Below are 14748 nucleotides of genomic sequence, written 5' to 3'. Positions count from 1 at the left end.
TAGCTGTGTAGAAAAGTATCTAATATTTATATTTTATGAATTTATAAATAAGTGACTAAATAATATGACTTATATTATTTATAATAAGTGAAACACCAGAGAGCATAAGAAGCATGATAACAACTTTTTTTATGACTGTTTCACTTGTTTTATTAGATAATACACTGCCAATATATAATCCAATAGCCATAAAAGGAATAAGCAATAATGCAGCTTTTAATATGGTTAGATTTATAATTCCTGTTAATATATACAAAATGATTCTAAATGTATTTTCAATCAAGAAAACAATGCACAAATTACCTTTAAACTCATTTTGATTGTCAGTAGTTCTGCTTACGTATGCAGCAAGAAATGCACCAATGCCAAATAATCCACAAAGAATGCCGGATATTATTCCTATTATTGTTAGTACAATTTTGGAGCTTTTATTTTTTTCTTTTTGCCTTTCTCTTAAAAACATTTCTAATGATATAGTAACTATCGATAGACCAAAAAATATTTTTAGAAATTGAGTGTTTACCGTTTTTAAAAATATAGCTCCGGGAATTATTCCTGCTATAACCAAAAGTGATAATGGAAGCCATATTCTTTTTGAAAGACATTTTCGTTGTTTATAAGCAATAAATATATTTGATGGATATCCAAGTAAAAGTTCAGTGGGAGTTATATTAATATTGTTAGCTGTAAAGCTCATAATTGAACTAAAAACTAATGTGTTTGCAAAACCACACATACCTTTAATGATGTAAGCAGTTATTGTGGCTATAATAGCAATTATTATCATTAAAATTCCTTCTTCCATAATTATAATACTATTAAATAACATGCATGTCTAATAGGAACGTTGTACTATAATATGATTATAATATGGTATACTAATCAAAACAATAAAGATATTACTATATTTTATAATTATATTGAGGTTTATTATGCAGATAAAAATTAATGAGGATAAAAAATACTTGACTTGGAGTTAACTTCAAGTGCTACACTGAGTTAGAAGTTGATTATAAGAGTGAAGGAAGTGTACTAGAATGTTAAATATTTTGAACAAAATCAATGGACCAAAAGATTTAAAAAGTCTTACAGGTAATGAATTAACAGAATTATCTAATGAGATAAGAGAGGTTTTAATAAAAAAAGTAAGTACAACAGGAGGACATTTTGGACCAAACTTAGGAATGGTTGAAGCAACAGTTGCTCTTCATTATGTATTTAATTCACCAGTAGATAAAATAGTATATGATGTATCTCATCAATCATATCCACATAAAATTTTAACTGGAAGAAAAAATGCATTTATAAATCCGGATGAATATAAAACTGTTACTGGATATACTGAACCTAATGAAAGTGAACATGATTTCTTTACTGTAGGGCATACATCCACTTCAGTTAGTTTAGCATGTGGACTTGCTAAAGCTAGAGATGTAAAAGGTGGAAATGAAAATATTATAGCTGTTATAGGTGATGGTTCTTTAAGCGGCGGAGAAGCTTATGAAGGTTTAAATAATGCATCAGCATCTGGAAAGAACATAATAATAGTTGTAAATGATAATGATATGTCTATAGCAGAAAACTACGGAGGACTTTATCAAAATTTAGCACTGCTTCGTGAAACTAATGGTACGGCTTCAAATAACTTTTTTAAAGCATTAGGATTTGATTATTATTATGTTAATGATGGAAATAATATTGAGTCTCTTGTAGAAGCATTTTCAAAAGTTAAAGATATAGATCATCCAGTTATTGTTCATATTAAAACAATAAAAGGTAAAGGGTACAAGGATGCAGAAGTGAATAAGGAAGCTTTCCACTGGGTTATGCCTTTTGATTTAGAAACAAAAGAACCTTTAATAAAATTTGATAACAAAGATACTTATGGAAGTATAACTGAAAAGTTTTTAATGGAAAAAGCAAAAGAAGACAAGAAAGTGGTAGCAATTACAGCAGCAACTCCAGGAGTAGTTAATTTACTTTCATTTAGAGAAGAATTTAAAGATCAATATATTGATGTAGGAATAGCTGAAGAACATGCAGTGGCTCTTGCATCTGGAATAGCATCACAAGGTGGAAAGCCAGTAGTAGGATTTATGAGTTCATTTATACAAAGAACTTATGATCAATTATCACAAGATTTAGCTATAAATAATAATCCAGCTCTTATTATGGTTTATAGTGGAGGAATATCAGGGGGAGATGTTACTCACCTTGGAATATTTGATATACCATTAATATGTAATATACCTAACATAGTTTATCTTGCACCAACAAATAAAGAAGAATATCTTGCAATGATGGAATGGGGAATAGAACAAGGAAGCTGCCCAGTTGCTATACGTGTTCCAAATACAGAACTAATATCAACAGGAATTGAAGTTAAACCAGACTTTAGTAATATAAATACATATGAAAAAGTTGAAGAAGGAAAAGATGTAGCAATCATAGGGCTTGGAAGTTTCTATCATTTAGGAAAGAGGGTAAAGGAAAAATTAAAGAAAGAAACAGGAATAAATGCTACATTAATTAATCCTAGATTTATAAGCGGAATAGATAAAAACTTATTAGCAAGCTTATTAGAAGATCATAAATTAGTTATAACTTTAGAAGATGGAGTACTTGATGGAGGATTTGGTGAAAAGATTTCAAGATTCTATGGTGATAAAGACATGAAGGTATTAAATTTTGGAGCACAAAAAGAATTTACTGATAAAGTTCCACTAGATGAATTATATGAAAGATATCATTTAACAGAAGAATTGATAGTGTCTGATATTAAGAAGATTATTAAATAAATTACGTAGAATCAGAGTTTAGTGGATAACAACCAAAATTCAATATATGATATGCTTGTATTGTAGGAAAATTTGAGTTAAAAATTCTACAGACAGAGGCTGTGCCCAAAAATGTTTGCTCCAACAACAAGTGTTGGACAAACAATTTTGGAACAGCCTCTGTCTAAAAATTTAATAACTCAAATTTTCAATACAATACTACGCATAAGCAGAGAACCAAAATCTTTGGTTTGGTGTGAATCGCTGACCCAGCGAATGAATATGAGTCGGGTATTCATATATTGAATTTCTTTGTTTTCTTTAAACTCATAATTAATGCTATTTATGGTTTTTAGTATATATTATACCTAAAAATACTGATTTCAGTAAGTATGTAGAAATTATTTTTTAGTTACATACTACAATAAATAAGTAAATTCTTAAGTAGAGAACCCCAATATGTGATTTGGTGTGAATCTCTTATACCTACGAATGTATATGAGTAGATATTTCTTTAAAAAATTCCTTCTACCACGTATAAAATAAAAAAGCTTGCAATTAGATATTATTAATGTTATAATTATAACATATTAAGTTAAAAGATTTTTTTAGTTGTAGATTTCTCCTGATTAGAGAATTATATTAATTAATATTGATCTTTAATAAATAAGGAGGAATTTAATATGACAGATAAGACATTAGTATGTAAAGATTGTAACGAAGAATTTATTTTCAGTGTAGGAGAACAAGAATTCTACAAAGAAAAAGGTTTTGATAATGAACCAGTTAGATGTCCAGCTTGTAGAAGAGCAAGAAAAGATCAAAATAATAGAAATAGAAGATAATTTTTGAACTTTAGAGTTGTGAGTTTTATCACAACTTTCTTTAGTTAGCAAATAAGAAAAACGGTGAATGAAATGTATTAAGAATGTAAGTGTTTTATAGAAATAAATATATGAAATACAGGGTTCATTAGTAGTTTATCCCTAAAAGCTACTTTCCATATAAATAATGAGGAGACAACTATTAATTTAGTTATCTCCTTTTTTATATCTTTTTTATGTCTAGAAAAAATTAGGGAATATTAATGATGAGCCAAAAATTTGTTTTAAGCCTTTTTATCCGAGCTTAGAAACTGTCTCAGTTTATTTTTACTAAACTTGCCAAGGTTCTTGGTGGATATTAATATGCTATGCTCTAATAAACAATTTATCGGAAACTAAATATTATATTTATTTTCATTATTCTTTTCTCAAAATATCTAAGGTATGTGCGCTTGCACCCAGCAAATCTTGTCTTTCACAGGTTGAAAGATGATAATCAATAAAAATCTTAAAAGTATCTTCATCCATAGAATTCAAAACAGGTCTCATATAATTAGCGGGTCCATCTGCTGCAATTAGCTTTATCCTTTGGAGTTTTACTTTATCATTTAACTTATTAATATCTTCAATCCTTACATAATCATATAAATCTTCTGGTTCTGATATAACGTGAAAACCCTCATTGACTTTACCATTTTCAATAGATTCACGAATATGATTTTCTTTAAAACCATATGTTAATATACTATATTCATTCATACAATATGCTACTAGTATAACACCACCTGATTTAGTTACTCTCTTTGCTTCTTGTAGCGCTTTTACTTTGTCCTCAAATTTATACAAATGATACATTGGTCCAAACACCAATGTTATGTCAAAAGTATTTTCTTGAAATCTTGATAAATCTAATGCTGTCCCCTGCATTGCTTTTACTGTACTTCCTTTTGATTTTAGAATACCTAGGTTGTGCTTTACAAGCTCAATAGCAGTAACATCATATCCTTCATTAGCTAGTTGTACAGAATATCTACCAGTCCCTGCACCAACATCTAAGATTTTTGCATTTTCCTTATCTTTTAGATATTCATGAATATACTTCATGGAAGTAATATATTCAACTTGTCCATGTCTTCTTGTTAATCTTTTATCTTCACAAAATTTATTGTAGTATTTTTCTAATTCTATTGTCATCTTTTTATGTTCTCCATTTATTATTAAGATAGAAATTATTGAATAAGAATAAAAAATCGTTTTTTTGTATGGTTAAAGCTCTCATGGTATTCACTTTACATAGCAAAGCAAGACCTCTCTGCACTTTGTATTGATTTTTTCTATTCAACATTAATTACTCTAAACCATAAAACCATATAAATCAAGTGTGAAAATATGCTACCAAATAAAAATATATACATGCCAAAAATGTATTAAATGTTGAAGGAAATACATATAGAGAGATAAATGGAGTATTTATTAAAAAGATGTATATTTATGATTATTTTTATAATATGACAAATTATAGTATTAATTATATAATATAAAGATACTAAAAGATCATTTGTAAGAAAGGTTTGAAAGAATAATGAAAAGGATAAATGAAGTTTTTAGTGACTATGAAGCGGGATTTACCATAAGCAATGCAATTGTAGATGGAGTTGTTTTAAAGAAAAAAAGCAAGATTTTAGAGCTGAAGATTACTTCTGATAAATATATTGAATTTAGTGAAATTGAAGGACTTAATAATTTTATTAAAGAGAGATTTGTCCTAAATGATTCTAAGATAACCATTATGTATACAGATGAAGTAAAGCAGAAACCAATAGAAGAAACTTTTGAAAATATAATGACTAGGTTTGGTGATAAGCATCCTTTATTAAAAGCAGCATTAAATAGCTGTGAATATGAAATAAAAGATAATAAAATAAATTTTAATTTTAAGATTGTTGTATCACATATGCTTAAGGAATTAAATTATGACAAGGAAATTCAAGATGTTTTAAGAAATATGTATGGAAAATCATATACAATAAACTTTATTGATGATATAACAGATGAAGAGTTATTTAAATTAAATGAAGAAGAGCATAAAAAGAGAATGGCTGTTATCAAAAATGAACTTAAATCTGATGCATCATACCCAAAAACTCCGCAATCAAAGCCAGTTGAGAAGATTATGGGAAATCCTTATTCTAAAAGTGGTTCATTTAACCAAGGTGATTCAAAAGGTGAATCAAAAAAAGAAGATAAAGGCAAAAAGGATAATCCATTTTTAATATTAGGAAGAAGTGCAAATATTAAAGAGCCAGTTATTAAAATTACTGATATTTCACCATATGAAGGAACGGTTGCTGTAGAGGGAGAAATTTCAAACATGGAAACAAAAGAACTTAGAAGTGGAAAGATTCTAGTTTCTTTTGATTTATATGACAATTCAAGTTCTATAAGCTGCAAGTCCTTCCTTAAGCCAGAGAAAAGTGATGAAGTTTTATCAAGACTTAAAAAAGCTAAAGGTGTAAGACTTTTTGGCAACTCTGGATATAGCAAATTTTCAGGGGAAATTGAGATTATTGCTAATATCATAATTGAGACAAATGGATTAAAGAAAACCGTAAGAAAAGATAACTCAGAAGTTAAGAGAGTAGAACTTCACATGCATACAAAAATGAGCACAATGGATGCTATGACAAGTGCTACAGATTTAATTAAAAGAGCTATGAGCTGGGGCATGAAATCTATAGCTATAACAGATCACGGTGTTGTGCAGGCATTTCCTGAGGCACATAAATTGCTTGGAAGAGATAATAAAGATATGAAAATAATATATGGAGTAGAAGCTTATTTAGCACCAGATAAAAAGCCAGCTGTAACCAACATAAAGGGGCAGAGCATTGATACAACATATTGTGTGCTAGACCTTGAAACTACAGGTTTTTCTCCAAAGCTTGAGAAAATTACCGAAATAGGAATAATGAAAATTCAAGATGGAAAAGTAATTGATAAGTTTAGTACTTTTGTAAATCCTGAAAAGTCTATTCCTCAAAGAGTAGTTGAAGTTACTAACATAACTGATGATATGGTAAGGAATGCAGAAACAATAGATAAGGTATTCCCTAAAATGCTTGATTTTATTAAAGATACTGTTTTGGTTGCTCATAATGCGGACTTTGATATTGGATTTTTAAAGCATTATGCAAAAGTTTTAGGGCATGATTTTGATTTCACATATTTAGATACATTGACTTTAGCGCATGATTTATTTCCTGATTATAAAACTTATAAATTAGGAAGAATAGCTAAAAATCTTGGCATAAAGGTAGAGGTTGCACATAGAGCATTAGATGATGTTGATACTACTGTTAAGGTATTTAATGTGATGATTGACATGTTAAAGGAAAGAGGAGCATTAACCCTTGAAGATATAGAAGAATATGCTTCAGATGAAGAATCTAAAAAAGTAGCATATAAAAAACTTAGAACTCATCATGCAATAATACTTGCAAAGAATTATACTGGATTAAAAAATTTATATAAGCTTGTATCATTTTCACATTTAGATTATTTCTACAAAAAACCACGTATATTAAAAAGTATGTATAAGAAATATTCTGAAGGTTTAATACTTGGAAGTGCATGCAGTGAAGGAGAACTTTATCAATCCATATTACTTGGAAAATCTGATGAGGAAATCGAAAATATAGCAAAAGATTATGATTATTTAGAAATTCAGCCTCTTGGCAATGATGATTATTTAATAAGAAATGGGAATGTGCCAGATAAGGAATATTTAAAAGAAATAAATAAACAAATAATAAGACTTGGAGAAAAACTTAATAAGCCTGTAGTGGCAACAGGGGATGTTCATTTTATGGATCCAGAAGATGAAATCTACAGGCGTATATTAGAAGCCGGTCAGGGATTTAAAGATGCAGATAATCAAGCACCATTATATTTAAGAACAACAGAAGAGATGCTTGAAGAGTTCTCATATCTTGGAGAAGAAAAAGCATATGAAGTTGTTGTAACAAACACAAACAAAATATCAGATATGTGTGAACAAATAAGTCCAATTTCACCAGAAAAATGTCCACCGCATATAGATGGATGTGAGCAGACAATAAAGGATATTGCTTATGGAAAGGCACATGAACTATATGGTGATCCGCTTCCAAAGATTGTTCAGGATAGACTTGATAGAGAATTAGATTCTATTATAAAAAATGGATTCTCGGTAATGTATATTATTGCACAGAAGCTTGTGTGGAAATCAAATGAAGATGGATATCTTGTGGGATCAAGAGGATCTGTTGGTTCGTCTGTTGTTGCATATATGACAGGTATAACAGAAGTTAATGCTCTTCCAGTGCATTATAGATGTCCAAAATGTAAGTATTCAGATTTTACGGATTATGGATATAAAAATGGATTTGATTTACCTGATAAAGTCTGCCCACAGTGTGGAGAAAATCTAGATAAAGACGGAATGGATATTCCATTTGAAACCTTCCTTGGGTTTAATGGAGATAAAGAACCAGATATAGATTTAAACTTCTCAGGAGAATATCAAGCAAAGGCACATAAATATACAGAAGTTATATTTGGTAAAGGTACAACATTTAAAGCTGGAACAATAGGTACTGTAGCTGAAAAAACAGCATTTGGATATGTAAAAAAATATTTTGAAGAAAGAAATAAAACTGCTAATAAAGCTGAAATAACAAGAATATCAAAAGGATGTACAGGAATAAAGAGAACAACAGGGCAGCATCCAGGAGGAATAATAGTTGTTCCAAAAGGAAGAGAAATATATGAATTTTGTCCAGTTCAGCATCCAGCAGATGATCCTGAGTCAGATATTATAACAACACATTTTGATTATCACTCTATTGATCAGAATCTTTTGAAACTCGATATACTTGGCCATGATGATCCTACGGTAATAAGAATGCTTCAAGATATTACAGGAGTTGATCCACAAAAGATACATCTTGATGATAAGGAAACAATGTCACTATTTTCATCAACAAAAGCTCTTGGAGTGACACCAGAGCAGATAAATTCAAAAGTTGGGACTTTTGGAATACCTGAGTTTGGAACTAAGTTTGTTCGAGGAATGCTTTTAGATACACTTCCTACAACATTTTCGGATTTATTATGTATATCAGGATTATCTCATGGTACTGATGTATGGCTTGGAAATGCTAAGGATTTAATTGATTCAGGAGTAATAACAAGTATCAGTGATGCAGTATGTTGTAGAGATGATATTATGGTTTATTTAATTAAAAAAGGACTTCCACCAAATACTGCTTTTAAAATAATGGAGCTTGTTCGTAAAGGTAAAGCATTAAAAGATCCAGAAAAATGGGCAGAATATGAAGCGCTAATGAGAGAACATGATGTACCTGAATGGTATATAGATTCATGTAAAAAGATAAAATACATGTTCCCTAAGGCCCATGCAGCAGCTTATGTTATGATGGCTTTTAGAATTGCTTGGTTTAAGGTTCATATACCAAAGGCATATTATGCAGCTTATTTTTCAATAAGAGCAAAAGCATTTGATGCAGAATTTATGATTTTTGGAAAAGAAAAAGTTAAAGAAAAAATGAAGGAAATCAGCCTGCAGGGAAATGATGCTGCACCAAAAGATAAGGATATGTATGATGATTTAGAGATAGTTTTAGAAATGTATGAAAGAGGCTTTAAGTTCTTGCCAATTGATTTATATAAATCAGATGCAACTAAATTTAAGGTAGAAGAGGATGGATTAAGACCACCAATAAATAGTATATCTGGTATGGGGAATGTGGCAGCAGAATCTATATATAATGCTGTTCGTGAAGATACTCCTATAAGTTCAATAGATAATTTGAAAAAGAGAGCTAAAATAGGAAACTCAGCTACAGATTTACTTAGAAAATTTGGATGTTTAAATGATCTTTCAGAAAGTGATCAAGTAAGCTTTTTTGATATGGCGTAACCACTTTTATAGAAGGTAATAACATTTTAATTGAGTTTATAAATTAAGAACTGTAATTTTAATTATCTATAAGAATAGAAGAAATACTAAGCAATTATATTAAATTATGATTACTTAGTATTTTTTATTCTTTAGGAAATTATATTGCAGAATAGCCTGTGGACAACTAATGTTGGATTAGATTTTAAAAATAATATATAGTACCTAAAGAATAAAAAATAAATTATATGCGCCTGGCCTTTTCGCAGGCTCGCTCAGAAAATCCAGAATGTGCTGAAAAAAATCGACGGCTTAAAAGATTACCTTTAATAAAAGATATTGTATTATAATATAGGCTATAAAAATATAAGTTATAACTGTATTTAAATGCCAATATGAAGTATTCATATAGCTAAGCAATATAATTAGGTACCTAAATAAATTATTGACATTAGAAAATTCGTCAATTATAATCAAATTGTTAGGTACCTAATCAATTATAAATAAGTAACCAAAATAGGAGGAATTTAATATGTCAGATACAATTTCAAATAATTTATATAATGCGCTGCAGCGTCTAAATAGACAGATGCACAGAAGTAGACATCGTATAATGCCACCAATAGAAGGCCTTAACAGAGGACAGATCAGGTTATTATTTTTGATTTCAAAAAATGATGGAATAATACAACGTGACTTAGCAGAGATGATGGATATTCGTCCATCATCTTTAACAGAAATGTTGAGCAATTTAGAAGAACATTCATTTATCATACGAAAGAGTGATGAGAAAGATCGCAGAGTGATGCATGTTTATCTTACTGATACTGGTAGAAATGCCATTGATGGATTTAACCAGGTTAATGATAAATTATCAGCTTCAATTTTTAACTGCCTTACAACAGAAGAAACTGAAAAAATGTTGGATATGATTAATAAAATTAATGAAAATCTTGAGATGATAAATGGAACTGATACATTTGGAGATTGCGAAAAAAATATGCACCATCACCATTGTCATGGTCACAAAGATCATCATAAGCATTTGATTGAAGATTAGTAAGGATTATCAAATAAGAACTACAGATGATACTAGAATAACTTCTAGTATTTTTCTGTTATTAAAGAAAAATCATCACAATACCTATTTTTATATTTGAAAACAGTTTAGAAAGGAATGAAAGAGATTATGATTAAATTATTGCTAAGATTTTTAAAAGGATCAGCAATTATTTGTACAATAATAGCACCTATAATGATGATTTTAGAAGTTTCTATGGATTTGCTTCAGCCAACACTATTAGCAAATATTATAGATATAGGACTTGTAAATAATGATACAACTTACATTTTAACTGTAGGCAAAAAAATGCTTATTGTAGCTATACTTGGACTAATAGGTGGATCAGGATGTTCAGTATTTACTTCTATAGCATCTATGAAGCTCGGTCAAAATTTAAGAACAGGATTATTTAATAAAATTCAAACCTTATCATATGCAGATATAGATCATTTAAAACCTTCATCATTAATAACGAGATTAACCAATGATGTAATGCAAATTCAGAATATGGTGACAATGCTCTTGAGAGGAATGATAAGATCACCACTGCTATGTATTGGTGGGCTTATAATGTCTTATATTCTTAGTCCAATGCTTTCTATAATATTTTTAATAGTAATTCCGATTATATTAATTTCAGTTGTTATAGTAATGAAAAAATCATTTCCATTATTCTTGGCTGTTCAGCAAAAAATAGATAATATTAATGTGGTTATGCGTGAAAATATTTTAGGAGTGCAGGTAATTAAAGTTTTTAATATAGTAAATAAACAGCTTAACAGGTTTAATGATGCAAATAATGGTTTAAATAGTGAGAGTATAAAGGCTCAGAATATAAATATGATGCTTTGGCCTATTGTAACCTTAGTAATGAATTTTGCTGTAATAAGTGTATTGTGGTTTGGCGGTATAATGGTAAACAACGGCTTAATACAAGTAGGTATCATTATGGCTTTTATAAATTATATAATTCAAATAATGAATGCTTTGATTATGGCGGTAAGTATTGTAATAAATATTTCACGTGCAAAGGCATCAGCAGATAGAATTAATGAGATATTTGATATAGTTCCAGCTATAAATAATAATGATGGAACAATTAAGCCAGAAAAATATGATGTTGAATTTAAAAATGTGAGCTTTAAATACAATGAAGATAGTGATTATGTTTTAAAAAATATAAGTTTTCAAGTTAAAGAAGGAGAAAAAATTGGCATAATAGGAGGAACAGGTGCTGGTAAAAGTACTTTAGTTAGTTTGATTTCTAGACTATATGATGCAACAGAAGGAGAAATACTAATTGGAGGCGTAAATGTAAAAGATTTAAATCTTGCAGAACTTAGAAAAAATATTGGATTTGTTACTCAAGAAAATACATTATTTTCAGGAACAATAGAACGAAATTTAAAGTTTGGAAGTGCTGAAGCAGACAGAGATTTAGTAGAAGAAAGTGTTAAAGAAGCTGAAGCCTATGAATTTATAATGAAAAAAGAAAACGCTTATGAGAGTAGTGTAGAGCAAAGAGGTCAAAATTTTTCTGGCGGCCAAAAACAGCGTCTTTGTATAGCCAGAGTCTTAATTAGAAACTGTAAAATTTTTATTATGGATGATTCTACTAGCGCTTTAGATATGGCAACAGAAGCTAAACTTCAAAATTCCATAAAAAAGAGAATGAAAAATAAAACTATGTTTGTTATTGCACAAAGAATATCAGCTATTGCAGATGCAGATAAGATTATTGTACTTGATAACGGAACTATTAATGCTATTGGAAAACATGATGATTTAATAAAAAATAATGAAATATATAGAAGCATTGCAATTCTACAATTTGGTGAGGATGTGATTAAAGTTGGCTAATTCAAAAGAATTTAGTATACAAATGCCAGGTAGACCTGGTGGTCCAGGCAGGCGCTTAGAAAATATTAAACTCAAAAATCCATCAGAAACAATTAAAAAATTAATAAAATATATAGGTAGCAGTAAAACAGTAATAGCTTTAATATTTTTATTATCATTTATAAGTACAGTAATAAATATCATAGGTACTAGAATGAATGGCTATACTTTAGACAATTTTATTGAAAAAAGGGACATGCTCGGATTACGAAACATTTGTATTATATTAGCAATAATATATTTGGTAGGCAGTATAACAACTTTTTTTCAAAATAGGTTGATGGTTTATATTGCACAAACAACTGCTTCTAATATTAGAAAGGACTTATTTAAAAATATTCAAAAGTTGCCTTTAAAATATTTTGATACGCATTCCAGCGGTGATATCATGAGTAGATTAACCAATGATGTTGATAATATTAATACGACTTTATCACAAAGTGTTATACAATTTTTTTCGGGAATTATTAACGTAGTAGGAATGTTTATAGCTATGTTAATTTTAAGTCCAATTCTTACATGGGTAACAATTGTGACAACTCCTTTAATGATAATTATCACTAAAATCATTGCAACTAAAACTCAGCCATTGTTTATTAAACAACAGAGAAATCTAGGTGATTTAAATGGCTATATTGAAGAAATGGTTTCAGGTCAAAAGACAACATTGTTATTTTCAGAAGAAGAACAGGTTAAAGATAATTTTAATGAAATAAATGAAAAACTAACAAGCAGTGCAATCTATGCTCAAGCTTTTTCAGGAATTATGGGTCCAGTAAACAACTTTATTAATAACTTATCCTATTTAATAGTAGCCGTAAGTGGAGGATATTTAATTGCACAAGGAAATGGAAGTATATCTGTAGGAATAATTTTTACCTTTATCATATATATGAGAAATTTCACTAGACCAATTAATGATATTCTCAATATTTTTAACACAATACAAAGTGCTTTAGCCGGTGCAGAGAGAGTATTTGAAGTTATAGAAGAAGAGAAAGAAGAAGATAGTATTAATGCAGAGCATATTGAAAGTATGGAAGGGACAGTTTCTTTTGAAAATGTGAGCTTTTCATATAATAAAGATAAGATGATTCTAGATGGTCTTAGTTTAGAAGGAGAGAAAGGAAATTTAATTGCAATTGTTGGACCTACTGGTTCAGGAAAGACTACAATAATAAATTTACTGACTAAGTTTTATGATATAGATAGTGGAAAAATCATTATTGATGGTAAAAATATTGATAGTATTAAAAGAGATAGCCTAAGAAAATATATATCAATAGTATTACAAGACACTTTTTTGTTTTCAGAAACTGTTAGAGAAAACATAAGATACGGAAGATTAAATGCTACTGATGAAGAAGTGGAAGAGGCAGCAAAACTTGCTAATGCACATCATTTTATTATGCAATTACCTGAAGGCTATGATACTGTTTTATCAGATAACGGAGGGGATTTGTCTCATGGTGAAAGACAGCTTTTAGCAATTGCAAGAGCTAGCTTAACGGACTCATCTATCTTAATTCTAGATGAAGCAACTTCATCTATTGATACACGTACAGAAATGGCAATTCAAAAAGCAATGTTAAATTTGATGAAGGGCAAAACAACATTTGTAATAGCTCATAGACTAAGTACTATAAAAAATGCAGATAAAATTATTGTCCTAAGGGATGGTAAAATTGTTGAAAGTGGAAAACATGAAGAATTGCTTAGTAAAGATGGCTTTTATGCAGAGCTTTATAATAGTCAATTTAATAAAGATAAAGAAGGACTTTATTATTAATATTGTATTAACTTTGATAAAATAGATGAACTGGACTTTTCTAAAAAAAAGAGCATGGACCAGGTCCCATGAATATATTTTTAAGATTTAAGACACACTAAAATAATTATCTTGGAGGGAATAATATGACTATATTTGAAGCTTGTGTTGGAAATTATAATGAGGCTGTCTTAGCTGCTGAAAAAGGTGCAAATAGAATAGAGCTTTGTGACAACTTAATGGAGGATGGAACTACTCCAAGTTATGGAACAATTAAAAAGACAGTAGAAAAATTAGATATACCAGTAATGGTTATAATAAGACCTCGTGGAGGAAACTTTACTTATACTAAAGAAGAACTTGAAATAATGAAATATGATGTACAGTTATGCAAGGATTTAGGAGCTCATGGAGTAGTAATTGGAGCTATTAAAGATGCTAAGCTAGATAAAGAAATT

8 protein-coding genes and 1 pseudogene are annotated in these 14748 nt (G+C 29.3%); 7 read left to right on the top strand and 2 right to left on the bottom strand.

Going from position 1 to position 14748, the window contains the following annotated elements; genetic code table 11:
* Positions 1-55 precede the first annotated feature (55 nt).
* Complete coding sequence (locus CNEONATNEC86_RS13915) at positions 56-787, bottom strand: sulfite exporter TauE/SafE family protein (protein WP_058295798.1); 732 nt, start codon at positions 785-787, stop codon at positions 56-58.
* Between the two features lie 250 nt (positions 788-1037).
* Here CNEONATNEC86_RS13915 and CNEONATNEC86_RS13910 point away from each other — a divergent pair, with 250 nt between their 5' ends.
* Entirely contained in the window at positions 1038-2798 is a 1761-nt protein-coding gene (locus tag CNEONATNEC86_RS13910; protein ID WP_159136247.1) for a 1-deoxy-D-xylulose-5-phosphate synthase, read from the top strand.
* A 662-nt stretch (positions 2799-3460) separates the two neighbouring features.
* Positions 3461-3622 carry a zinc-ribbon domain-containing protein gene (locus CNEONATNEC86_RS13905; RefSeq protein ID WP_058295796.1) on the top strand — a complete coding sequence of 54 codons (162 nt, stop codon included), beginning with the start codon at positions 3461-3463 and terminating at the stop codon, positions 3620-3622.
* 396 nt (positions 3623-4018) lie between these two features.
* On the opposite strand, the gene CNEONATNEC86_RS13900 is transcribed toward CNEONATNEC86_RS13905, so the two are convergent.
* Complete coding sequence (locus CNEONATNEC86_RS13900) at positions 4019-4795, bottom strand: class I SAM-dependent methyltransferase (RefSeq protein ID WP_159136246.1); 777 nt, start codon at positions 4793-4795, stop codon at positions 4019-4021.
* Positions 4796-5180: 385 nt separating this feature from the next.
* Between CNEONATNEC86_RS13900 and polC the strand changes: the two genes are divergently transcribed.
* The 5 genes and pseudogenes from polC to CNEONATNEC86_RS13875 all read left to right on the top strand — a co-directional run.
* Positions 5181-9581: a DNA polymerase III subunit alpha gene (gene polC / locus CNEONATNEC86_RS13895; RefSeq protein WP_287553351.1), complete on the top strand. Its 4401-nt coding sequence runs from the start codon at positions 5181-5183 to the stop codon at positions 9579-9581.
* Positions 9582-10092: 511 nt separating this feature from the next.
* Positions 10093-10620 (top strand): MarR family winged helix-turn-helix transcriptional regulator, encoded by a 528-nt coding sequence (locus CNEONATNEC86_RS13890; RefSeq protein WP_159136244.1) that lies wholly within the window; start codon positions 10093-10095, stop codon positions 10618-10620.
* A 129-nt stretch (positions 10621-10749) separates the two neighbouring features.
* Positions 10750-12483, top strand: a complete 1734-nt coding sequence (locus tag CNEONATNEC86_RS13885) for an ABC transporter ATP-binding protein (RefSeq protein ID WP_200848533.1) — start codon at positions 10750-10752, stop codon at positions 12481-12483.
* A complete protein-coding gene (locus tag CNEONATNEC86_RS13880) occupies positions 12476-14311 on the top strand; it encodes an ABC transporter ATP-binding protein (protein ID WP_230131752.1) in 1836 nt (611 codons plus the stop codon). Before CNEONATNEC86_RS13885 ends, CNEONATNEC86_RS13880 begins: the two co-directional genes overlap by 8 nt.
* A 125-nt stretch (positions 14312-14436) precedes the next feature.
* A pseudogene (locus tag CNEONATNEC86_RS13875) lies at positions 14437-14745 on the top strand (copper homeostasis protein CutC); the annotation flags it as partial.
* Positions 14746-14748: the final 3 nt, after the last annotated feature.

Source organism: Clostridium neonatale, assembly GCF_900465025.1.
GTDB classification, from domain to species: domain Bacteria; phylum Bacillota; class Clostridia; order Clostridiales; family Clostridiaceae; genus Clostridium; species Clostridium neonatale.
The sequence above is the reverse complement of the archived record's forward strand: the minus strand, read 5'-3'. Positions and strand labels throughout refer to the sequence as shown.

Coding starts and splice junctions, on each gene's coding strand:
- CNEONATNEC86_RS13905 (WP_058295796.1), top strand. CDS start 3,461: ATGACAGATAAGACATTAGTATGTAAAGATTGTAACGAAGAATTTATT.
- CNEONATNEC86_RS13915 (WP_058295798.1), bottom strand. CDS start 787: ATGATAATAATTGCTATTATAGCCACAATAACTGCTTACATCATTAAA.
- CNEONATNEC86_RS13900 (WP_159136246.1), bottom strand. CDS start 4,795: ATGACAATAGAATTAGAAAAATACTACAATAAATTTTGTGAAGATAAA.
- CNEONATNEC86_RS13890 (WP_159136244.1), top strand. CDS start 10,093: ATGTCAGATACAATTTCAAATAATTTATATAATGCGCTGCAGCGTCTA.
- CNEONATNEC86_RS13885 (WP_200848533.1), top strand. CDS start 10,750: ATGATTAAATTATTGCTAAGATTTTTAAAAGGATCAGCAATTATTTGT.
- CNEONATNEC86_RS13910 (WP_159136247.1), top strand. CDS start 1,038: ATGTTAAATATTTTGAACAAAATCAATGGACCAAAAGATTTAAAAAGT.